Origin of the sequence: Proteus sp. PR00224, from assembly GCF_016238105.1 — a bacterium.
Lineage (GTDB): Bacteria > Pseudomonadota > Gammaproteobacteria > Enterobacterales > Enterobacteriaceae > Proteus.
In genome coordinates, this window is the sequence record NZ_JAEHQU010000003.1 from 279511 (window position 1) to 303037 (window position 23527).

At 39.5% G+C, this 23527-nt stretch carries 24 protein-coding genes; 9 read left to right on the top strand and 15 right to left on the bottom strand.

Features of this window, described 5'->3' with window-relative positions:
• Window positions 1-15: 15 nt before the first annotated feature.
• The 7 genes from secD (at window position 16) to thiL (ending at window position 6846) form a co-directional block, all read left to right on the top strand.
• Complete coding sequence (gene secD, locus JEP71_RS07225) at window positions 16-1863, top strand: protein translocase subunit SecD (protein ID WP_109371754.1); 1848 nt, start codon at window positions 16-18, stop codon at window positions 1861-1863.
• A gap of 10 nt (window positions 1864-1873) precedes the next feature.
• Entirely contained in the window at window positions 1874-2842 is a 969-nt protein-coding gene (secF, locus tag JEP71_RS07230; RefSeq protein ID WP_198619343.1) for a protein translocase subunit SecF, read from the top strand.
• Between the two features lie 116 nt (window positions 2843-2958).
• A complete protein-coding gene (gene nrdR, locus JEP71_RS07235; protein ID WP_006535128.1) occupies window positions 2959-3408 on the top strand; it encodes a transcriptional regulator NrdR in 450 nt (149 codons plus the stop codon).
• A gap of 70 nt (window positions 3409-3478) precedes the next feature.
• Window positions 3479-4633, top strand: coding sequence for a bifunctional diaminohydroxyphosphoribosylaminopyrimidine deaminase/5-amino-6-(5-phosphoribosylamino)uracil reductase RibD (gene ribD / locus JEP71_RS07240; RefSeq protein WP_198625997.1), 1155 nt, complete (start codon window positions 3479-3481; stop codon window positions 4631-4633).
• A gap of 213 nt (window positions 4634-4846) precedes the next feature.
• The gene (gene ribH / locus JEP71_RS07245) at window positions 4847-5317 is read left to right on the top strand and encodes a 6,7-dimethyl-8-ribityllumazine synthase (RefSeq protein ID WP_036932916.1); all 471 of its coding nucleotides are present in this window, start codon (window positions 4847-4849) and stop codon (window positions 5315-5317) included.
• Window positions 5318-5345: 28 nt separating this feature from the next.
• A complete protein-coding gene (gene nusB, locus JEP71_RS07250; RefSeq protein WP_006535124.1) occupies window positions 5346-5759 on the top strand; it encodes a transcription antitermination factor NusB in 414 nt (137 codons plus the stop codon).
• 103 nt (window positions 5760-5862) lie between these two features.
• Window positions 5863-6846: a thiamine-phosphate kinase gene (gene thiL / locus JEP71_RS07255; RefSeq protein WP_109371748.1), complete on the top strand. Its 984-nt coding sequence runs from the start codon at window positions 5863-5865 to the stop codon at window positions 6844-6846.
• An 89-nt stretch (window positions 6847-6935) separates the two neighbouring features.
• Here the strand turns inward: thiL and JEP71_RS07260 are convergent, their stop codons facing one another.
• The 10 genes from JEP71_RS07260 to xseB form a co-directional block, all read right to left on the bottom strand.
• Window positions 6936-7271, bottom strand: a complete 336-nt coding sequence (locus JEP71_RS07260; protein WP_109371746.1) for a zinc ribbon domain-containing protein YjdM — start codon at window positions 7269-7271, stop codon at window positions 6936-6938.
• A 387-nt stretch (window positions 7272-7658) separates the two neighbouring features.
• Window positions 7659-8666: a ribose operon transcriptional repressor RbsR gene (rbsR, locus tag JEP71_RS07265; RefSeq protein ID WP_196573924.1), complete on the bottom strand. Its 1008-nt coding sequence runs from the start codon at window positions 8664-8666 to the stop codon at window positions 7659-7661.
• Window positions 8667-8670: 4 nt separating this feature from the next.
• Window positions 8671-9597: a ribokinase gene (gene rbsK, locus JEP71_RS07270; protein ID WP_198625999.1), complete on the bottom strand. Its 927-nt coding sequence runs from the start codon at window positions 9595-9597 to the stop codon at window positions 8671-8673.
• 78 nt (window positions 9598-9675) lie between these two features.
• A complete protein-coding gene (rbsB, locus tag JEP71_RS07275) occupies window positions 9676-10566 on the bottom strand; it encodes a ribose ABC transporter substrate-binding protein RbsB (protein WP_196735402.1) in 891 nt (296 codons plus the stop codon).
• 42 nt (window positions 10567-10608) lie between these two features.
• Window positions 10609-11574, bottom strand: coding sequence for a ribose ABC transporter permease (gene rbsC, locus JEP71_RS07280; RefSeq protein WP_069368591.1), 966 nt, complete (start codon window positions 11572-11574; stop codon window positions 10609-10611).
• Window position 11575: 1 nt separating this feature from the next.
• Window positions 11576-13084, bottom strand: a complete 1509-nt coding sequence (rbsA, locus tag JEP71_RS07285) for a ribose ABC transporter ATP-binding protein RbsA (RefSeq protein WP_198626001.1) — start codon at window positions 13082-13084, stop codon at window positions 11576-11578.
• A 7-nt stretch (window positions 13085-13091) separates the two neighbouring features.
• Entirely contained in the window at window positions 13092-13511 is a 420-nt protein-coding gene (gene rbsD, locus JEP71_RS07290; RefSeq protein WP_198619348.1) for a D-ribose pyranase, read from the bottom strand.
• 350 nt (window positions 13512-13861) lie between these two features.
• Window positions 13862-15727 carry a 1-deoxy-D-xylulose-5-phosphate synthase gene (gene dxs / locus JEP71_RS07295; protein WP_198619349.1) on the bottom strand — a complete coding sequence of 622 codons (1866 nt, stop codon included), beginning with the start codon at window positions 15725-15727 and terminating at the stop codon, window positions 13862-13864.
• A 66-nt stretch (window positions 15728-15793) separates the two neighbouring features.
• Window positions 15794-16717: a (2E,6E)-farnesyl diphosphate synthase gene (gene ispA, locus JEP71_RS07300; protein ID WP_198619350.1), complete on the bottom strand. Its 924-nt coding sequence runs from the start codon at window positions 16715-16717 to the stop codon at window positions 15794-15796.
• Window positions 16718-16981, bottom strand: a complete 264-nt coding sequence (xseB, locus tag JEP71_RS07305) for an exodeoxyribonuclease VII small subunit (RefSeq protein WP_023580876.1) — start codon at window positions 16979-16981, stop codon at window positions 16718-16720. It lies immediately after the preceding gene.
• Between the two features lie 201 nt (window positions 16982-17182).
• On the opposite strand from xseB, the gene thiI reads away from it, so the two are divergent.
• Window positions 17183-18634, top strand: a complete 1452-nt coding sequence (thiI, locus tag JEP71_RS07310; protein ID WP_109371728.1) for a tRNA uracil 4-sulfurtransferase ThiI — start codon at window positions 17183-17185, stop codon at window positions 18632-18634.
• Between the two features lie 73 nt (window positions 18635-18707).
• On the opposite strand, the gene JEP71_RS07315 is transcribed toward thiI, so the two are convergent.
• The 4 genes from JEP71_RS07315 to panE all read right to left on the bottom strand — a co-directional run bounded on the left by JEP71_RS07315 (window position 18708) and on the right by panE (window position 21364).
• On the bottom strand, window positions 18708-19088 hold the full coding sequence (locus JEP71_RS07315) for a type II toxin-antitoxin system YafO family toxin (protein WP_198626003.1): 381 nt from the start codon (window positions 19086-19088) through the stop codon (window positions 18708-18710).
• A 6-nt stretch (window positions 19089-19094) separates the two neighbouring features.
• On the bottom strand, window positions 19095-19676 hold the full coding sequence (locus JEP71_RS07320) for a hypothetical protein (RefSeq protein ID WP_198626005.1): 582 nt from the start codon (window positions 19674-19676) through the stop codon (window positions 19095-19097).
• Between the two features lie 181 nt (window positions 19677-19857).
• Window positions 19858-20475, bottom strand: a complete 618-nt coding sequence (yajL, locus tag JEP71_RS07325) for a protein deglycase YajL (protein WP_160229993.1) — start codon at window positions 20473-20475, stop codon at window positions 19858-19860.
• Complete coding sequence (gene panE / locus JEP71_RS07330; protein ID WP_198619351.1) at window positions 20444-21364, bottom strand: 2-dehydropantoate 2-reductase; 921 nt, start codon at window positions 21362-21364, stop codon at window positions 20444-20446. The genes yajL and panE overlap by 32 nt, the downstream gene beginning before the upstream one ends.
• A gap of 225 nt (window positions 21365-21589) precedes the next feature.
• Here panE and JEP71_RS07335 point away from each other — a divergent pair, with 225 nt between their 5' ends.
• The gene (locus JEP71_RS07335) at window positions 21590-22081 is read left to right on the top strand and encodes a YajQ family cyclic di-GMP-binding protein (protein WP_109371718.1); all 492 of its coding nucleotides are present in this window, start codon (window positions 21590-21592) and stop codon (window positions 22079-22081) included.
• A gap of 71 nt (window positions 22082-22152) precedes the next feature.
• Here the strand turns inward: JEP71_RS07335 and JEP71_RS07340 are convergent, their stop codons facing one another.
• Window positions 22153-23523: an MFS transporter gene (locus JEP71_RS07340; protein WP_198626007.1), complete on the bottom strand. Its 1371-nt coding sequence runs from the start codon at window positions 23521-23523 to the stop codon at window positions 22153-22155.
• Window positions 23524-23527 lie beyond the last annotated feature (4 nt).

Genomic DNA, 23527 nt, shown 5'->3' on the forward strand with positions numbered 1-23527 from the left:
GAAAAGGGAACTGCCGTGCTAAACCGTTATCCTTTGTGGAAGTACCTGATGTTGATAGCCGCTATCCTCATCGGTCTGCTTTACGCACTTCCTAACCTATATGGTGAGGATCCGGCTGTTCAAATCACTGGCGCGCGGGGAACCGCCGCCAATGAGCAAACACTGGATCAAGTTCGATCTTTATTAGATAAAGAAAAAATTGAAGCGAAATCTATTGCACTTGAAAATGGTGCGATTTTGGCTCGTTTCGGTAATCCTGATATTCAGTTACGTGCCCGCGAAGTGTTGTTGCCTGCATTAGGTGACCAGTTCATTGTTGCACTTAACCTTGCACCGGCAACACCAAAATGGTTAGAAGCCATTGGCGGTGAGCCGATGAAACTGGGGTTAGACTTACGTGGTGGTGTTCACTTCTTGATGGAAGTCGATATGGAAACCGCGTTAGGTAAACTTCAGGAACAAAATGTTGAAAGTCTACGTACATTATTACGTGATGAAGGCATTCCGTATTCATCTATCCGTAAAACGGATAACTATGGCGTTGAAATCCGTTTCCGTAATTCGGATGATCGCGCTAAAGCTTCAGATTACTTAACTCGTCGTAATCAAGATCTCATTTTTAGAGATGGCGCAAATAACTCGTTAAGAGCTATTTTTACTGACGAACGTTTACGTGATGCGCGTACTTATGCAGTACAGCAAAACATCACTATCTTACGTAATCGTGTTAACCAGTTAGGTGTTGCAGAGCCATTAGTTCAACGTCAAGGCGCTGACCGAATTGTTGTTGAATTACCAGGTATCCAAGATACCGCTCGCGCTAAAGAAATCTTAGGTGCGACAGCAACATTAGAATTCCGCTTAGTCAATACCACTGTTGATCCTTCTGCTTTAGAAACGGGTCGTATTCCGGGTGACTCAGAAGTGAAATATACCCGTGAAGGTATGCCAACCATTCTCTATAAACGCGTTATTTTAACGGGTGACCACATTACTGACTCAACTTCTCAAGCTGATGAATATGGTCAACCTCAAGTGAATATTTCACTTGATAGCGCGGGTGGTTCTATCATGTCTAACTTTACGAAAGACAACGTCGGTAAACCGATGGCAACATTGTTCGTAGAGTATAAAGACAGCGGTAAACGTGATGAGAATGACCGAGCTGTATTAGTTAAAAGTGAAGAAGTGATCAACGTTGCGAATATTCAAAGTCGTTTAGGAAATAGCTTCCGTATTACGGGTATTTCAAATGCGAATGAAGCACGTCAATTGTCTCTATTATTACGTGCTGGTGCGTTGATTGCACCTATTCAAATCGTTGAAGAAAGAACGATTGGTCCAACTTTGGGGCTACAAAATATTACCCAAGGTTTAGAAGCGTGTTTATGGGGTCTGATTGCGTCTGTTGCCTTTATGATAATTTATTATCGTAAATTTGGTGTGATTGCGAGTACTGCATTAATGGCAAACTTAGTGTTAATCGTTGGGGTAATGTCACTATTACCAGGCGCAACACTGACCATGCCGGGTATTGCAGGTATCGTATTAACACTTGCCGTCGCCGTCGATGCCAACGTACTGATAAACGAACGTATCAAAGAAGAGTTACGTAATGGTCGATCAGTACAACAAGCAATCCATGAAGGTTATAAAGGTGCCTTCTCCAGTATTATTGATGCGAACTTAACCACATTAATTACAGCTGTGATCCTTTATGCAGTTGGCACCGGCTCAATTAAAGGCTTTGCTATCACAACTGCAATCGGGGTTGCAACATCCATGTTTACCGCTATCGTCGGTACTCGTGCGATTGTAAACCTGTTGTATGGTGGTAAACGCGTTAAGAAACTGTCTATTTAAGGAGCACGTTGTGGCACAGGATTATACTGTTGAACAATTAAACCATGGTCGTAGAGTCATTGACTTTATGCGTTGGGACAACGTCGCCTTTAGTATTTCGTTTCTGCTTTTGATAGCGTCAATTGCTATCATTTCCGTGAAAGGATTTAACTGGGGACTGGATTTTACAGGTGGTACAGTAATTGAGATCAATCTCAGTCAACCAGCCGACCTTGATAAAATGCGTGATAGCCTAGATGCAGCAGGCTTTAAAGATCCTCTATTACAAAACTTTGGTAGCAGCCGCGATATTATGGTGCGTATGCCTCCTGTTGAAGGACAGGCTGGTCAAGAATTAGGTAAGCAAGTCATCGATGTCATCAATGCTAAAGTTGATAACGATGCTGTGGTAAAACGTATTGAATTTGTGGGGCCAAGTGTTGGTAGTGAATTGGCTCAAACAGGTGCAATGGCGTTGTTATCTGCACTTATCTGTATTCTTATCTATGTTGGATTCCGTTTTGAGTGGCGTTTGGCGTTAGGTGCAGTTATTGCACTTGCGCATGACGTGGTGATAACACTGGGTGTTCTTTCACTGTTCCACATAGAAGTTGACTTAACCATTGTAGCGTCATTGATGTCTGTTATCGGTTACTCACTGAACGATAGTATCGTTGTATCAGACCGTATTCGTGAGAACTTCCGTAAAATTCGTCGAGGAACATCATATGAAATTATGAACGTTTCTCTTACACAGACATTAAGCCGTACCATCATGACATCAGCAACAACATTATTAGTTGTATTAATGCTGTACATCTTCGGTGGTTCAATGCTTCAAGGCTTCTCTTTAGTTATGTTAATCGGTGTTTCAATCGGTACTATTTCTTCTATTTATGTGGCTTCTGCATTAGCACTGAAAATGGGAATGAAACGTGAACACTTGATTGTACAAAAAGTGGAAAAAGAGGGTGCAGATCAGACAACACTCTTACCATAATAGAGCGTTTTTCTGATAAAACATCGCAAACACCCTGCCAGTGTATACTGACAGGGTGTTTTTTGTTCACTGAACAGGTACACTGTTTATGAGTATTGTCAAAAGTAGGAATAACTATGCATTGCCCATTTTGTGGAGCCGTAGATACCAAGGTAATTGATTCCAGACTTGTTGGTGATGGTTCACAAGTGCGCCGTCGTCGCCAATGTCTTGTTTGTCATGAACGTTTTACTACCTTTGAAGTAGCAGAGTTAGTGATGCCTCGTGTTGTGAAAAGTGATGAAATACGTGAGCCTTTTGATGAAGAGAAACTTCGTCGAGGCATGCTTAAAGCGCTAGAAAAGCGTCCAGTGAGTTCAGACGATGTTGAAGCTGCGATAAGTCATATCAAATCACAATTAAGAGCGACGGGTGAAAGAGAAATCCCTTCAAAAGAAATTGGCAATTTTGTTATGGAACAACTAAAGAAACTCGATAAAGTGGCTTATATTCGCTTTGCTTCTGTTTATCGTAGTTTTGAAGATATCCGTGATTTTGGTGAAGAAATTGCAAAATTACAGGATTAATACATTAATACTGTGCTTTATTTAATGATTTGAAAAATAACGATAAATAATAAAATTACATGTAATTATTATGATAAATAACAACAGCAACAATCCAAGTGAAAATGAAAGCCTGCAGGATGAACACTACATGCGTCGAGCTATTGAGCTTGCAGCATTAGGTCGTTTTACAACATCGCCTAATCCTAATGTGGGGTGTGTGATTGTAAAAGAGGGTGAGATTATTGGTGAAGGTTATCACCATCACGCAGGTGGCCCTCATGCTGAAGTCAATGCATTAAAAATGGCAGGAGATAAAGCAAAAGGGGCAACAGCTTATGTCACTCTTGAGCCTTGTAGCCATTTTGGTAAAACACCGCCTTGTGCTGATGCTTTGATTAATGCAGGTATAAAACGCGTTGTTGCTGCGATGCAAGATCCGAATCCTCAAGTTGCTGGACGAGGCTTACATAAGTTATTAACAGCAGGAGTCGATGTTTCTCATGGTGTTTTAATGCAAGAAGCTGAAAAACTTAACGTTGGCTTTTTTAAACGCATGAGAACGGGTTTTCCTTATATTCAGCTCAAAATGGGCGCATCTTTAGATGGTAAAACGGCATTAGCATCAGGTGAAAGCCAATGGATAACCTCTAAAGCATCTCGTCGGGATGTACAAAATTTCCGAGCTCAAGCTAGCGCTATTTTAACGACAAGTGCAACCGTGCTTGCCGACAACCCTTCTATGAATGTACGTTGGGATGAGCTTTCAGATGAGATAAAAGCCATTTATCCGGAAGAAACATTACGCCAACCTATTCGTATTGTGGCTGATAGCCAAAATAGAGTGACTGAAGATCATAAAATCACTCAAATTGAAGGCGAATGCTGGTTGGCGCGTACAAAATCACACCCAAGTGACTGGCAGGGGAATGTATCAGAAATCCTATTACCAACGAATGGCAAAAACAGCGGTGTGGATTTAGTTTTATTAATGATGCAATTGGGTAAACGCAATATCAATACTGTATGGGTTGAAAGTGGGGCTCATTTTGCTGGCGCATTATTAGAGGCTGGGCTTGTTGATGAGCTTATTATTTATATTGCACCTAAAATTTTAGGCAATGATGCGCGTGGATTATTTACACTTTCTCCACTATCGTCATTATCAGAAACACCTGAATTTACAGTAGATTCTCTTCAACAAATTGGCTCTGATATCAGAGTTTGTTTAAAACCTCGTTATTAATAGACGCAAATAAGTGTGTCTACGGCGCTATTTGTAGTAAAATGGCGCCGTGTGTGTTATTTCCTGTCGTTACGACATCGTTATCAGCCAACTAAATACCTTGATTTATCAAGGGTTTTTGGCTCCTTTACTGTGTAATAATAAAACAGAGCGCAGTAAGGGAAAGAATATGATAAAATCCGCGCCCCCGCGGATAGGAGAAAAAAGTAACCTATGAACGTAATCAAAGGTGTTGTCGCGGCGCCAAACGCACGCGTAGCAATTGCAATTGCCCGTTTTAATAACTTCATCAATGACAGCCTATTAGAAGGTGCGGTTGATGCATTAGAACGCATTGGACAAGTTTCCTCTGAAAATATTACCGTCGTTTGGGTTCCAGGCGCTTATGAGTTGCCATTAACGGTTAAAGCATTAGCCGAAAGCGACAAATACGATGCAGTTATCGCATTAGGTACTGTTATCCGTGGTGGAACCGCACATTTTGAATACGTTGCTGGCGAATGTAGTTCTGGTTTATCTCAAGTTGCGATGCAAAGTGAGATCCCTGTGACTTTTGGTGTTTTAACCACTGAAAATATTGAACAGGCTATTGAACGCGCTGGAACTAAAGCGGGCAACAAAGGTGCTGAAGCGGCAATGACAGCACTTGAAATGATCAATGTACTTAAAGCCATAAAAGGCTAATCATCTGTTTTAACTTAAGGGGAATTTTGTGAAACCTGCTGCTCGTCGTCGTGCTCGTGAGTGTGCTGTTCAAGCTATCTACTCATGGCAATTATCCGGAAATGACATCGCGGATGTGGAATTGGAGTTTTTATCCGAGCAGGATACCCAAGGTGTAGATATTGCTTATTTTCGTGAGCTTTTAGTGGGTGTTGCCATTAATGCAACACGTTTAGATAAGGCGATGGAACCTTATTTATCCCGTCAACTTGAAGAATTAGGTCAAGTTGAAAAAGCAATTTTACGTTTAGCAATGTTTGAACTTAGCTTCCGTGAAGATGTTCCTTACAAAGTTGCGATTAACGAAGCGATTGAACTGGCTAAGGTATTTGGTGCTGACGATAGCCATAAATTTGTTAATGGCGTGCTTGATAAAGCTGCACCAACTGTACGTAAAAAATAACGTTTTTCACGTTTCCTCTATGGTAAATAATTCAAGGCCGGTATTTCCGGCCTTTTGTTTAATAAAACTCATTTAGTATGCACAGCTAAATAGGAAATAGATAATGCCTTGTGGTGAATTCTCCCTTATTAAGCAATATTTCACTTCACAGCCTGTAAAACGAAAAGATGTGAGTACAGGAATTGGAGATGACTGCGCAATATTAACGGTACCTGAAAAGCAACAAGTTGCTATTAGCACCGATACTTTAGTGAGTGGTATTCACTTCCTTCCTTCTATCTCACCTGAAGATTTAGCGTATAAAGCACTGGCTGTAAATATTAGTGACTTAGCTGCCGTTGGTGCAGATCCTTCTTGGGCTTCATTAGCTTTAACACTTCCTGATACAAATAGTGAATGGCTCGAGGCATTCAGCCGCTCCTTCTTTGCATTAGCTGATTATTATGCAATCCAGCTAATCGGAGGTGATACTACTCGTGGTCCTTTGAGCTTAACAATCACAATACAAGGGCTTGTTCCACAAGGAACCGCATTACTTCGTTCTGGCGCTAAAATTGGCGATTGGATCTATGTTACGGGTTTTTTAGGTGATAGCGCGGCAGGGCTTGCTGTATTACAAAATAGATTACAGCCGACAGAAAAAGAGCATAGTGACTATTTTGTTGCAAGGCATTTGCGTCCTCAACCTCGTTTACTGCAAGGTCAAGCATTGCGCCATTTAGCGACATCTGCGATTGATATTTCTGATGGGCTGATTTCAGACTTGGATCATATTCTCACAGCAAGTGGTTGTGGTGCGCGCTTAAATTTAGATGCATTACCTTATTCGCCTGCAATGAAAGCAGAAGTGAGTGAAGAACAAGCGGAGATCTGGGCATTGAGTGGTGGTGAAGATTACGAGCTTTGCTTTACAGTACCAGAAATCAACCGTGGTGCTTTAGAGATCGCATTAGCGCATACAGGTGCAGATTTTCATTGTATTGGTCAAATTATGCCGATTAGCGAAGGCATTCGTTATTTACGAAATGGTGAAGATGTTTACCCTAATCTTAAAGGCTTTGATCACTTTAGTGAGAGTAACGAGTAAGGTTTACTGAAACAAAAAGGCGCTTAATAAGCGCCTTTGAGAATGCTGATAATATCTGAATGAATTAATAAAGGTATTATTAATTTATCTTAGTTTTTCTTCACAAATTCAGATTTTAACTTCATTGGTCCAAAGCCATCAATTTTACAATCAATATTATGGTCGCCTTCCACTAAACGAATACCTTTTACTTTAGTACCAATTTTCAGCATGGTTGAGCTACCTTTGACTTTGAGATCTTTAATCACAGTCACTGAATCGCCATCAGCTAATAAGTTACCGTTAGCGTCTTTAACAATCAATTCATCACTTTCAGCAACAGGCTCAGCATCGTTCCACTCATGAGCACATTCAGGGCACACATACATTGCACCATCTTCATAGGTGTATTCTGAATTGCACTTAGGACAAGAAGGTAATGACATAATAATACTCTCAAATTTTATCAAAATGGGAAGTGATTAATCGTCAAAATGAGGATAACACTTGCCCCATAAATTAAAGGACACATTATCATTTAAGCATGAAAATTCTAAAGCAATACCCTAAATGGCGCTGCATCAGATAATGCGAAAGGGCAATAGTATAATAGATTTGATGGAAATTTGCATCCTTCATGGTCTATGGCGTAAATAACGAGGGAAAGTAGCTAAAATATAGAGGGTTCAATAGGAAATAAAGATAAATAGACATAGTTTTAAAAATTATTTAACTAGTTGATTTTAAATCTTTAATTTTATAAATATAACTAGAAGTAAATGCCCTCATCTTAAAAGAGAGCATCAGTAATAATAGTGCTAACTTTCTTGTTGTTATTTTATGAAATCTATCACCGAGCCACGCTCTATAAGTTTGGGGGTAAGCACCAGAACATTATCATCGGCATCAATGTTTTCCATACGATGCAATAATTGGCTGACAGCGAGTTTTCCCAATTCATCTTTAGGTTGGTGAATAGTCGAAAGCGGTGGGATCATATAAGAGGCTAGGTCGATATCGTCATAACCCATGACGGAAATATCATCAGGTACACGCAAACCTTTTTGGTAAATGGCTTGATAAGCGCCAACAGCCATCGCGTCATTACAGGTAAAAACAGCTTGTGGTAAGACAGAAAGTGAGAGTAATTTTTGCATTGCGCTAAATCCACCTGCAAATTCAAAATCACTGGTTAACACAAACTCGTTTCGAATAGCTAATCCTGCTTTTTGCATCGCATTATAATAACCTTGCAAACGATGTTTTGCTGGAAGCTTATCTTGTGGGCCTGCGATACATGCAATTTCAGTAAAGCCTTTTTCAATCAGATAATTGGTTGCGATTTCTCCCCCGAGCAGAGAGTTATCTTGAATAATATCTCCCCCATATTCAAACGGGGACCAATCCATCATCACCATCGGTAAACGAGGATAACGGTTTAGCACTTCATGAGAGGGCGCTCTGGCTTCCGTTGACATCAATAATAAGCCATCAACACGTTTTTGCAGCAAGGTTTCAAGGCTGCTATCCATGCGCTCGTAATCCCCTTCGGTGTTACACAAAATAAGGCTATAGCCTTTTTCATAACAACTGCGTTCAACACCGCGCACAACTTCTGCATAGAACGGGTTACTACTGGCTGTGACTAACATACCGATAGTGTGAGTACAGTTCATTTTTAAACTACGCGCTAAAGCAGAAGGCGCGTAATTTAAGGTTTCGATAGCGTCGTTAACCTTTTTACGAATACCTTCGCTAACATAACGGTTGTTATTGATAACGTGAGAAACAGTTGATGTCGAAACGCCCGCCAAACGGGCGACATCTTTCATTGTTGCCAAAGTACTATGCTCGCTCTGCTAAAAATGATTCGATTTCATGACGCCAAGGAACTGAAGATTGCGCACCATGACGTGTAACTGCAATTGCAGCTGCTGCGTGAGCAAAACGGATAGCCTCAACGGAAGGTTTCCCTTCTAATATTGCAGTGACAAATGCACCGTTAAATGTATCACCTGCGGCAATGGTATCAACTGCTTCGACACGAAAACTGGGAATTATCATGCCTTTTCCTTGTTCACTAAACCATACGCCACGGCTACCCAAAGTGATAAGCACTTGTTTGATACCTTTACGATGTAAGATTTCAGCAGCTTTTGCTGCACCCGCTTCATCATGCACAGAAACGCCTGTTAATATTTCGGCTTCCGTCTCATTTGGAGTGATAACATCAATAAAACTCAGAAATTCATCAGATAAAGGCACTGCTGGAGCAGGATTTAAAATAACTTTCGTGTGATGTGACTTTGCCAGTTTTGCTGCTTCAAAGACTGTCTCTAATGGTGATTCTAATTGCATCAGTAAGGCATCAGCATGCTCAACAACATGATGATATTGCTGAAAATGTGTTGGCGTTAGTGCGCCATTCGCACCTGCAACGATGCTAATTACGTTTTCACCTTGTTCATTAACAAGGATCATCGCGACACCTGTTGGTATCTGCGGAATAATACTAATTGCATCAATATGAATATTATCTGTTTTCAGTTGAGCTATGATTTCACTACCAATTGCATCATCACCGACACAAGCAATAAAGGTAATATCGGCGCCACTACGACCGCAAGCGACAGCTTGATTTGCACCTTTACCACCAAAGGCTACTTTGTATTGATGACCAATAATGGTTTCACCAGGTTTTGGAAATTGTGAAATATTCATAATGTGGTCAACATTGATGCTACCTAGAACAGCAAGGCGAGGTGTCGTCATAGCCTTTATCCTTGTGAAAACGTGTTTTAATGATTAAAGCCACCACGGAGCAATATCACTCCGTGGTATTTGTTGTTGTTATTTTTTTATAACTAACTCAAGCTCGACAGGGATTGTTGCATCCACTTTCTCGCCTTTGAGAATTTTATCTGCAGTTTGAATGCCGATAATACCAATTTGATCTGGGCGTTGAGCAATGGTTGCACCTAACATGCCACGGTTTACCGCTTTGATCCCATCATCTGTACCATCGAAACCAATCACTAATACATCGGTACGACCAGCAGTTTGTAATGCACGTAATGCACCTAATGCCATTTCATCATTTTGTGCAAAAACAGCTTGAACAGCAGGATACGCAGTTAACAGATTTTGCATCACGTTGAGACCTTTGGTGCGGTCAAAATCAGCGGGTTGGCTTGCAAGTACATTCAGTTTATGGGTATCAACGGCTTGTTTAAAACCTTCACCACGTTCACGAGATGCAGATGTTCCTGTGATCCCTTCTAGTTGAATGACTTTGGCGTCATTAGCGACTTTTTCAGCAATATAATCACCTGCCATTTTACCGCCAAGGCGATTATCTGAAGCAACGTGGCTGACGACTTCACCTTTGTTTGCAACACGATCTAAGGTGATAACTGGGATTTTAGCTTTATTGGCTAAAATAACTGCATTCCCCACAGCATCTGAATCTGTCGGATTAATAAGCATTAAACGTGTGCCTTTTACGGTGAGATCTTGCACGTTAGCAAGCTCTTTCGCTGGGTTGTCCATAGAATCTAGAACAACAAGGTCGTAACCTAATCTATTTGCCTCTTTCTGTGCACTGTCTTTCATTGTGACAAAGAAAGGGTTGTTTAGTGTTGAGATAACAAGCGCGATTGATTCTTTTGCCAATGCGTTAGCGCTGATTGTGGCGCTTAATGCAACAACAGAAAGAAGAGTTGCCATTTTTTTGAGTTTCATAATATAAGTTCCTGTCGGGGTTCGGATTAAGAGAATAGAGAGTTATTTTTTGTTATCTACCAAAACAGCAAGTAAGATGACCACCGCTTTTACTATCATTTGATAGTTTGATGATATTCCTAATAAATTCAGTGCATTATTTAAGAATCCTAGAATAAGTGCACCAATTAATGTACCGATAATACGACCTTTACCGCCTGCAAGACTGGTACCACCGAGAACAACGGCAGCAATCGCATCTAGTTCATAACCATTACCTGCCATTGGTTGTGCTGATGAAAGTCGAGCAACTTCAATGACACTCGCAAGGGCGGCTAATAAACCACATAATGAATAAACGATGATTTTGATTTTATCGACGCTAATACCCGATAAGCGAGTGGCTGATTCATTACCCCCTAGTGCATAGATATAGCGACCTAAACGGGTATGATGTAATAAATACCATGCACTCAAAAAGACAATCATCATGAGCCAAATTGGCGTTGGAATGCCAAATGGGCGACCAATACCAAACCAACTAAACAGATCGGCATTATCACTAAATCCGGTATTAATAGGGCTACCGTCGGTATAGACGCGAGTAACACCGCGCAGTAATAACATCATGACTAACGTAGCAATAAAGGCTTGAACTTTACCTTTAGCAACGATAATTCCTGTTACACCACCAATAGCGGCACCTAATGCCAATGCGCCAACAACAGCAACAAGCGCATTAACATCCGCACCCACCATAGAAGCGGCAACGGCACCTGTTAATGCAAGCAATGAACCAACAGATAAATCGATACCAGATGTTAAAATAACTAGCGTCATTCCAACCGCCATAATGGCGTTAACCGATGTTTGTTGGAGAATGTTGAAAATATTGTTTAAGGTAAAAAAATTAGGGCTGAGTGTGGAAACCACAACAATCAGAAGTAGCAATGCAATCAGCGATTTTTGCTCTAATAGCCAAGCTTTTGAGAACCAACGTTTTGACGCTGGAATTGAATTCGTGCTCATATCAAACTCCTACTTTAGCGTCATATTGTTTACCAACAGCCGCTGCCATTAGCATTTCTTGTGTGACATTGTGAGCGGAAAACTCACCACTAATACGACCTTCATGCATAACCAGAATACGGTCACTCATTCCCATTACCTCAGGCATTTCAGAAGAAATTAAAATGATGCTTAATCCTTCTTGTTTAAATTTATTAATTAACTGATAAATTTCTTTTTTAGCGCCCACATCAACGCCACGAGTGGGTTCATCAAGAATAAGCACTTTAGGGCGAGTCATTAGGCCTCTTGCGATAGCCACTTTTTGTTGATTTCCCCCAGATAAAAAGCCAATCGTTTGATCCATTGAAGGGGTTTTTATATTGAATAATTTAATAAAATCACCGACAGTGAGTTGCTCTTCTTTATGATTAAGCACACCCATACCGCGGCTAAAATAGCGAAGGGCTGTCAGAGACATATTTTCTTTTACCGACATGCCAAGCACTAAACCATCACGCTTTCTATCTTCAGAAATGTAAACAATGCCTTGTTCCAATCCTTCAACCGGCTTTTTGATTTGGCAGGGTTTACCATCTAATTCAACAGTGCCATTGGTTTTAGGTAATGCGCCGTAGATAATTTTCATTAACTCAGTACGACCCGCGCCCATTAATCCAGAAATGCCCAGAATTTCGCTTTCATGTAATGAGAAACTGACATCATGAACATCTTCGCCACTGAGGTTAATGACGTTAAGTTTGGTTTTTCCTTGAGGGATATTAATACGAGGGTATTGGTCTTCTAACTTACGCCCCACCATCATTTCAATCAGAGTGTCTTCTTTTAATGAGGCGACAGGTTTTTCACCAATAAACTGGCCGTCTCGCAGTACAGTCACGTCATCACAAATCTCAAAGATCTCTTTTAGACGATGTGAGATATAAACAATGCCACAACCTTGATCTCTTAGTTCACGAATAACGCTAAATAGAGATTCGGTTTCAGTATCGGTTAACGCATCTGTTGGCTCATCCATGATGATGACTTTTGAGCCAAAGCTAAGAACCTTTGCGATTTCTACCATTTGCTGATCACCAATCGATAATTCAGACACTAAACGGTGACTACTGTAAGCAAGGTTTAATCGGGCTAATAACTTATCAGCCTCTGCATACATTTTCTTCCAATCGATAGCGCCAAAAGCACGAGTAAACTCACGACCTAAGAAGATATTTTCTGCGATGGTTAATTCTGGAATAAGGTTAAGCTCTTGGTGAATAATGCCTATTCCTGCTTCTTGGGAAGATTTGGGACCATTGAAAGCACAGCTTTTGCCTTGATAAATGACTTCACCCGCATCTTTTTTATAGATCCCAGTCAGCACTTTCATTAGTGTTGATTTGCCTGCCCCGTTTTCACCTACGAGTGCCATTACTCTACCGGGATAAATTCGAAGTGTGGCACCTGATAGTGCTTTTACACCAGGGAATGACTTATCAATATCTTTAAGTTCAAGTAAAGGTTCCATATTGCCCTCAAAAAGTCACACCAGAAAACAACACAATATTGGCATAAGGCGTACATTCACCGGTTCTAATAACAGCTTTATTTTCAGTAAGTTGCTTTTTGAATGCTTCATGTGAAACATACATTATTTGAATAGGTTTCTTCTGCTCTTGTTCTAATAAATTGAGATAAGAGAGGATTTCATTAAACAGAGAGGGATTGATGGTTTTAATTTCTTCCGCCAGCATCACCGCTTCGATTTGCATTTCATGGGTAACGGTTTGTAAGACTGACATAAAGTCAGGAATATCTTGAGTGAGAGCAAGATCAATTCGTTCAACAGAGGAGGGAATTGGTAATCCAGCATCTGCAATAGTGATTTTGTCAGTGTGTCCTAAACGTGAAATTACACTCGAAATAGGACTATTAAGTAATACACCTTTTTTCATGTTTCCTCCTCAGCGAAACGTTTCGCTGTCTACATAGTAGAAAAGAAAGGTGGGAAAACAAGTTTGATTTATTCATATTGTGAGCGTGATCGAAACGTTTCGTTGGCAAACAAAAAGAAAGAAAAATCTAACTGATTGAATAAATTAACGCTGAATGGATTCAAGAAGGAAAGAGGTTATTTTCAGTGAATTTCATAAAAATGTGATGATGGACAAGGTTGTAATAAGGGCGACAATATGGGGTGTGGAAATGTAAACCAGTATGATAAAAGTAGATAAATCACAGCCTAGAAATACATTAACCTCTCCTGTGGTTAATTAGGAGAGGTTTTTTAATCATTTTAATTCAATTAGTTAGCTTGATAAGCCTTAATTGATTTCTCAATACCTTCTGCATCTAATCCTAAGTCAGATCTGATCTCTTCTTGTCCACCTTGTGGTACAAACAGATCAGGTATACCTAAGTTTAGGACAGGTATTAAGCAACGTTCTTGCATGAGTAACTCGTTTACGCCACTGCCAGCACCACCCATAATGGCATTTTCTTCTAGCGTTACCAACATATCATGCTGTTCAGCCAGAGAAAGGATAAGTGATTTATCAAGAGGCTTGATAAAACGCATATCAGCCACAGTTGCATCAAGTTTTTCAGCAACTTCTAACGCTTCTGGTAGTAATGTACCAAAGTTTAAAATCGCAATACCTTTGCCTTGGCGACGAATAATACCTTTACCCATAGGTAGTGGACTAAGTGGTTGCAATTGTGCACCAACACTAGAGCCTCTTGGATAGCGTACGGCAACAGGACCATCTTGATAGTGATAACCTGTGTGAAGCATTTGGCGACACTCATTTTCATCACTTGGCGCCATAATGACCATATTAGGAATGCAGCGTAAGAATGAGAGGTCAAAAGCACCTTGGTGAGTTTGACCATCTGCTCCCACAATACCACCACGATCAATAGCAAATAAAACAGGCAGTTTTTGAATGGCAATGTCGTGGATCACTTGGTCGTAAGCGCGTTGTAAGAATGTTGAGTAGATAGCAACAATCGGCTTATAACCCCCAATTGCTAAACCTGCTGCAAAGGTAACGGCATGTTGTTCTGCGATCGCAACATCAAAGTATTGTGAAGGGTATTCCTTTGAGAAACGCACCATACCAGAGCCTTCACGCATAGCTGGGGTAATTGCCATGAGTTTTGGATCGGTTGAGGCTTCTTCACATAACCAGTCACCAAAAATTTTGGAAAATGTAGGTCGTGCATTAGGGCTTTTAGGTAATGTCCCAGTTTGAGGATCAAATTTAGGGACTGCGTGCCAGCTAATTGGATCACGCTCAGCAGGCGCATATCCACGACCTTTTTTAGTCATAATATGCAGAAGCTGAGGGCCTTTTAGATCACGCATGTTAGTTAATGTCTGTACTAATGCAATAACATCGTGGCCATCAACAGGACCGATATAGTTGAAGCCCAACTCTTCAAACATGGTGCCTGGGACAACCATGCCTTTGATATGTTCCTCTGTCTTTTTAAGTAATTCTTTAATGGGTGGAATACCTGAAAAGACTTTTTTTCCACCTTCACGCAAGGTGGTATACAGTTTGCCAGATAACAATTGCGCAAGGTGATTATTCAATGCACCAACGTTTTCTGAAATCGACATCTCATTGTCATTAAGTACAACGAGCATATCTGGTTCAATATCTCCTGCGTGATTCATTGCTTCAAAAGCCATACCCGCAGTAATTGCCCCATCACCGATCACACAAACTGTTTTTCTGTTCAGCTTTTCTTGTTCAGCGGCGACAGCCATACCTAAACCTGCACTGATAGAGGTTGAAGAGTGACCGACACAAAGTTTGTCGTATTCACTCTCTTCTCGCCAAGGGAAGGGGTGTAACCCATTCTTTTGACGGATAGTATCAATGCGGTCACGGCGACCCGTTAAGATCTTATGAGGATAGGCCTGATGACCAACATCCCAAATCAGGTTATCAAAAGGGGTTTTATAGACGTAATGAAGAGCAACCGTTAACTCAATAGCACCTAAACCTGAGGCGAAGTGACCACTTGAGCGGCTGACACTGTTAAGAAGAAATAGCCTTAGCTCATCACAGAGTTTAGGTAAACTCTCTTTTGGTAATAGGCGCAAATCTTCTGGTGTTTCAACCAACGCCAATGTGGGATATTTTTCGATATCAATGCTCATGTGATGCCTATTAATTAATCACTTGTAATAGGGAAAGAACAGGTAAGCTGCTCTCTTTATTTTTTATTAGTTTTTCCGTTCGACGATAAAACTCGCTAATTGTTTAAGCGTGGTTGTATCGTACTCGTATTGCTCAAGAAACGCTAAGGCATCCAGTGCTTCGTTATACAATTCCTGTGCTTTCTTTTGAGCTTGCTCTAATCCAAGGAGGGCTGGATACGTGCTTTTTCCTGACTCTTGGTCGCTACCTTGACGTTTCCCAGTTTCTTCCGTACTGCCAATGACATCTAAAATGTCATCTTGTACTTGAAATGCAAGGCCAATAGAGTGGGCATATTTATCTAGTGCGGGTAATACATCATGGCCTTTTGAGCCAGCACTAAATGCGCCTAAGCGAACAGCTGCACGAATTAATGCACCTGTTTTGTGTAAATGGATTTTTTCAAGAGATGCGAGGTCAATCGATTTATCTTCGGCTTCAAGATCAAGTGCCTGACCGCCACACATACCTGCAAGCCCGCTGGCTGTTGCTAATTCAGAAATCATTGCAACACGATCAGCCATTGCAACATCAGGCATTGGGTTTTTTGCTAAGATCTCAAAGGCGAGTGTTTGTAATGCATCACCCGCTAAAATTGCGTTGGCTTCACCAAATTCAATATGACATGTAGGCTTACCACGACGTAAATCATCATCATCCATCGCAGGCAAATCATCATGAATGAGAGAATAAGCGTGAATACATTCCACTGCGGCGGCTGGTGCATCAAGGTTAAGTGCGGGGACTTTAAACATTTCACCCACTGCATAAACAAGGAAAGGGCGTAAGCGCTTTCCACCTAAAAGAGCACCATAATGCATGGCTTTACCTAGAGGCATGTCAGTGAATGGTAAAGCGGATAGCGCTTGGTTTAATGCATGATCAACACGCTGGTGGGCGGAATCTAATTTCTGACGGAACGCATCCGTACTTGAAGTTGCGTTACTCAATTATTCTGCCTCTTGGATAAAATCATCAGGAGTTGCATTATCGTCTTCTTTTAGAAGAATACGAACACGCTGTTCAGCGTCTTGTAATGTTTTTTGTCCAACACGGGCTAGACGAACGCCATGTTCAAACTCATTAAGCGCTTCTTCTAAAGGGAGTTCACCGGATTCTAAACGGTTTACGATTTGCTCAAGTTCTTGCATAGATGCTTCGAAACTTGGTGCTTGTGCGATGTCTTCGTTAATTGGTGTCGTTTTCTTAGCCATAATATTTTTGATAATAAAGCATGTTAGCGCTGAATAATAGCGATCATCTTACTACAAGTGAGAAGAAAATTTCTTATTCAGTCGATGATTTTTGCGGGTGAGCCCTAAATATTGGTGATATACTTTGTGACTTTTATAAACTCCAGTCAATTAACATCACTGTAGTTTATGTTTCTACTTAATAACCTATGACCATTGACTATGAAGTTTATTATTAAATTATTCCCCGAAATTACGATCAAAAGCCAATCTGTTCGTATACGTTTTATCAAAATTCTCACTAGCAATATTCGTAATGTACTTAATACATTAGGTGATGAAATCACAGTTGTCCGCAATTGGGATAACATTGTTGTTGTGAGTAAAGATGAAAGCAAAAGTGAAGCGGTATGTGATGCATTAACACGTATTCCTGGTATTCATCACTTTTTACAAGTAGAAGAGCATCCGTATACTGATTTACACAATATTTTTGAGCAAACTTTTGCGGCATTTAAGCATTTAGTTGAAAACAAAACATTTTGTGTTCGTGCCAAACGTCGTGGTAAGCACAGTTTTACTTCAAATGAAGTTGAGCGTTATGTTGGTGGTGGTTTTAACCAACACGTTGAAAGCGCAAAAGTGAAATTAACGCGTCCAGATGTCACCATTAATTTAGAAATTGAAGATGACAAACTTATTTTAGTGAATGCGCGCTATGAAGGTATTGGAGGTTTTCCAATTGGTACACAGGAAGATGTTTTATCACTGATCTCTGGTGGTTATGATTCAGGTGTATCAAGCTATATGTTAATGCGTCGTGGTAGCCGAGTTCACTATTGTTTCTTTAACTTAGGTGGTTCTGCCCACGAAATTGGCGTTAAACAAGTTGCTCATTATTTATGGAACCGTTTTGGCCGTTCACATAAAGTGCATTTCGTTGCTGTTGATTTTGAACCTGTTGTCGCAGAAATCTTAGAAAAAGTCGATGATGGTCAAATGGGCGTTGTATTAAAACGTATGATGGTACGTGCCGCATCCCGTGTTGCAGAACGCTATGGTGTCCAAGCGATTGTAACGGGTGAAGCATTAGGCCAAGTTTCTAGCCAAACTTTAACTAACTTACGTTTAATTGATAATGCGACTGATACGTTAATTTTACGCCCTCTTATCACGCATGATAAAGAGAACATTATCAATATTGCTCGCCAAATAGGCACAGAAGATTTTGCTCGTACAATGCCAGAATTTTGTGGTGTTATTTCAAAAAGCCCAACAGTGAAAGCAGTAAAAGCGAAGATCGAAGCGGAAGAAGAGAAGTTTGATTTTTCTATTCTTGATAACGTTGTTGAAAACGCCAAGAATATGGATATTCGTCGTATTGCAGAAGAAACCGTACAGCAAGTTACTGAAGTTGAAATGGTATCTGAATTTGGTGCTAACGATGTTATTTTGGATATCCGCTCACCTGAAGAGCAAGAAACCTCACCATTAAAGATAGACGGTGTTGATGTTAAAGAGTTACCTTTCTATAAATTAAGCACTCAGTTTGGTGATTTAGATAAAGCCAAAACTTATTTGCTCTATTGTGATCGCGGAATGATGAGCCGCTTACAAGCGCTTTATTTGCGTGAACAAGGTTTTGAAAACGTTAAAGTCTATCGTAAAAAATAATACGCTAACGATTTGATCTTACGAATAAAAAAGCCACTGAGAAGTGGCTTTTTGGGTTACTGATAATAGCTTATTAGAAATTATTTTGAAATTCTTCTGCTCTTTTCTCTAATACAGCCAGAAATGATGTTTTTGCTATCTCATGAGCATTGGGCGACATAATAGCAATAATTTGATATCTGTTTGGGTAAAGCCAATGTTGACAGTAAACCAAGTAATGATTTGATTTTCTTTGTATTTGGGATGTCTTTTTATTCCATCCTGGTTCAAGTGGCATTCTAATATGTATTTTAGAAATAAGAGATTGACATAACTTGGCATTATTTTCCCAGCGACCATTGGCACCTAAATAATTAGATAATATATTGTCTTCTTTCCAAAGTTTTAATAAGTGAGCATATTCATTGGCGATAGTTTTATGTTCAATATCAGGATGTATTGATATTTGAGTCATAAAATATCAATTACTATGAAATTTAGGTATATCAAGCCCTAATTTTATATGCTCAGATTGTATTAATCTCTGCATTTCAGCATTAGTTACATTGGGTTTTTTATTTGTTGTTTTTAATGGCTGATGAGTTTGTTCTATAAATGAAACAATCTCAGTTAATACACTTCTATACATTGCTAAAGAGCGACCAAATAAAAGAATGCTTTCTTTTTTTGAGATATCGTTATTTAAAAACGATGCAAGGACATTTTTTATATCAACTAAAGAGGTATCTATATCTTTTATATTTTTATTTATTTGTTCATAAATGTGTTGGCTAATAAATAAATTTTCATGGTTTTCCCATTCTTTTTTTAATCTAGTTAAGTCACTATTGAGTAACTCAGCTAAAGTGCTCATTTTTTCAGTAGCATCATCAATCGGAATAGCAACAAGTTGATTAGATACAGGAGATGCAAAAGAGTATTGAATATTGGGGATCAACGATGATTGTTTATGTCTAAAACTTTCAGCAGGAACAGTGGCTAATCCCATAGAAATTAAAGTAACAAGTTTAGGTAAGTTCTTGCGGTATTGAAGAGTTTTCATTTTGCCACATCCTTTAGAAGTTGGTTCTATTTTAACCTCTCAACACTTATTTTAAAATCTGATATGAAGAAATAACGACTGAAATAGGTCTTAAAAATTAATCCCCAACTAATAAATAATATACCTATTAATAAGATAAATGAATTAGGTGGGGATATTTTGTTATGAGTGTACAGTTTATCTATTTATCCCCAAACCCTGTAAATTCATCTTGATAATTATAAATACCGGGTGGTAATACAAGCTGTTTGGCAACATCTGCTGCAGCTTCTTTGCCTTTTAAGCGTTCGATAATTTTTAGTGCAAAATCGATAGATGTTGCTGGAGCTTGGCTGGTAATTAAGTTAACTCTTTCATCATAATAGACGCGATAATCAACCCATTTTTTCGATGAGATTTTATCTTTTAATGCAGGAAAACCCGTCATATTGCCGATGGGAAAAATATTATGAGATTCAAGGATCATTGCGGGTGCTGCACAAATCGCAGCAACAAGCTTATTCTCACTGTGCATGCGGCGTACTTTCTCAACGACTAAAGGGCTGTCTCTTAATGTTTCAGTACCTTGTAATCCACCGGGTAGAATAATAACGTCATAGTGGTGATCGACAACACGAACTAAGGGGGCATCTGCGACAAGTTTTATGCCTCGTGAACATGTAATTATAAGTTCATCAACATCATCTTCTGCACTTGCAAGCACGACATTAATACCTGCCCTTACCAGCAAATCTGCGGTAGTCACGACTTCAGTTTCTTCACTTCCATTAGCTAGGCAGATGAGCGCTGATATGGTCATAATTGCCTTCCTGTTGTTTAATAAATTGAAAAAGGTGGTTATTTTCTGGCAATACAAGCCCTTGTTCTGAAGCTCGGCGTAATAAATAACCCGTAATATAGTCAATTTCTGTATGGCGTTGATATTTCACATCTTGATACATAGAGGAATAGTTATTTGCCGTTTGTTCTATCGTATCAATAATATAGCCATGAAGATGGGCTTGAGATGTTGGTATAACACCTTCACGTTCCATAACTTGATAAACTTCGTCACATACTTTTTGAATATGTTCAGGATAACGCAATAAATCCCCATTACGGCATTGATAATAAACAGTAAGAGGGTTGATAACACAATTAACAGCAAGTTTTAGCCAACTAATTGTATGAATATCATTGTGCCAAGCGACATCGGGTAAAGCATGATGCAAGGTTTCTGCTAAATAGCTATATTGTTGAGCTACATGGTTTAATGGACCTATATGTGTTATTCCTGTTGCGGTATGAATAACATCTTGTCCTTGTTGATAAGCACCATGAGTAATAATACCTTGTAAAATAGGTCTGATGACTGAGTGTTGTGTTGCTGTTAATTCATCGGCAGTACCCATACCATTATGAATTAATAAAATAGGACATTGTGCAGAAAGATAAGGCAATAGCGCATTAACCGCATCTGAAACTTGCCAAGATTTTAAGCAAACAATTAATAATTCACTCTGTTTTAACCATTCCAGTTGATTAGCGATAATGCGCTGATAAAAAGGCTCGCCATTAATATTATCAACACTCACGTCTAAAAAAGGCTGAGGTATTCTTAGCCAACCTTGTACTTCATGAGATTGACGTGTTAAAGCTGCAACCCAAAGTTTACCAATCGAACCACACCCTAAAACGGTAATTTTCATTGTGCCTCTTTTTGCAAATCGTAATAGCGTAAGGTGGCTACTGACGGTCATTAGACTATTTAGCTAAAATTATAACATTGATTATACTTCTCTGTTTAAAGTATGTTTGCGCTTTACTGTAAGAGGAAATTAAAGGGATAAATTTGTTATTGAATGTGCAATGCTTTTTTGCAACCCTAAAAGAAGCTATTATTCGGGTTGTATTTATTTATTGAGGAAGAAAGAATGCCATCTTTTGATATCGTATCTGAAGTTGACTTACATGAAGTGCGTAATGCGGTGGAAAACGCACAACGTGAACTGACTACTCGTTGGGATTTTCGTAACGTTGAAGCAAGCTTTGAATTAAACGAAAAATCAGAGTCAGTGAAAACGACCAGTGTATCTGAATTTCAGGTTCAACAATTATTAGATATTCTGCGTGAGAAAATGGCAAAAAGAGGGATTGATGGTGCGGTATTAAATATCCCTGAAGAGATGACTCACAGCGGAAAAATGTACAGCGTAGAAGCCACCTTAAAACAAGGTATTGATTCAGCATTAGCGAAGAAAATTGTTAAGCTGATTAAAGATAGTAAATTGAAAGTACAAGCCCAGATCCAAGGCGAGCAAGTGCGTGTTACAGGTAAATCCCGTGATGACTTACAAGCTGTGATGAAATTAGTAAGAGAAGGTGAATTAGGGCAACCTTTCCAATTTAACAACTTCCGTGACTAATTGTTTATCCATTGAGTCATAAAAAAATGCGCTGAAATAAACAGCGCATTTTTATTTGGATTTATTGATATTTAAACAGAAGACACTAAAGATTCTAATGTTGTTCTTGGTGTTTGTTTAGTATCAACCTTGATATAAGCACTCTGTTCATCCGCCATAATCATAACTTCATTAACACCTGGTTGTTGCTTAAATAATTGTTGTAGTTGCTGTTGTTGGCTTGAAGATAGATTTTCAGGTAATTCAACGCGTAAGCTACTGACATAAGAGGGTTGGCGTAATGTTAGGCTCATGAAAAACCAAATAATGCCAATCATTAAACAGCCTAAAAATACAATTTGTGCACTATAATGCTGGTAAAGCCATCCGCCTAAAATTCCGCCCAATGCCACACCTAAAAATTGGCTGGTGGAATAAATTCCCATAGCTGTACCTTTATAACCTGCTGGCGCTTCTTTACTGATTAATGAAGGAAGGAGGGCTTCCATAATATTAAAGCCAATAAAGAAGACCTGAATACCCGCAATAATTAACCACAAGCTAGAGCCTGAAATAATAAGAATTGCCTGAGCCACAATCAGTAAGAAAATACAGAATAAGAACACTTGTTTCATTTTTCGTTTCTTTTCTGCATAGATAATAAAAGGCAATACTGTAATAAAGGCGATAAGCATAGTGACAAGATAAACAATCCAATGTTTCTCTTTTGCTAAGCCAGCTTCACTCATGACAAGAGGAAGCGCAACAAAGGCTGCCATTAATAAAGTATGTAGAGAAAAAATACCGGTATTAAGCTTAAGAAGTTGTGCATCAAATAAGACTTTTTTGACACTGCCACGGACAAAACCAGATTCTCGATTAAGAATATGATGTTCACTGTTCGGTACAGTAAAAAGCGTAATAATAATGCCACCAAAGGCGAGTAGGGCAATGCCCCAAAAAAGACCTTGTAAGCCGAAAATATGCGTTAAAATAGGTCCTAAAACTAAGGCTAAAGCGAACGTTATCCCAAAGCTAATACCAATAAAGGCCATTGCTTTTGTTCTATTTTGTTCCCGCGTTAAATCAGACAATAAAGCCATCACTGCTGCTGAGATAGCTCCCGCTCCTTGTAATGCCCTACCAATAATAATGCCGTAGATATTGTCACTGAGAGCTGCAATCAAACTACCAATAATAAAAATAATTAAGCCGAAAACAATTATCGGTTTTCGGCCGAATTTATCAGAGAAAATACCAAAAGGAATTTGGAATACCGCTTGTGTTAATCCATAAATACCGATGGCTAATCCGATGAGTGATTCTGTTGCGTGTTGTAGTTGAAGCCCATAGGTGGTTAAAACTGGGAGTACCATAAACATGCCAAGCATGCGAAGAGAAAAAACAGTGCCTAGTCCCCATGTTGCTTTGCGCTCTAATGGGGTCATTTTATTATCATTCATGGAT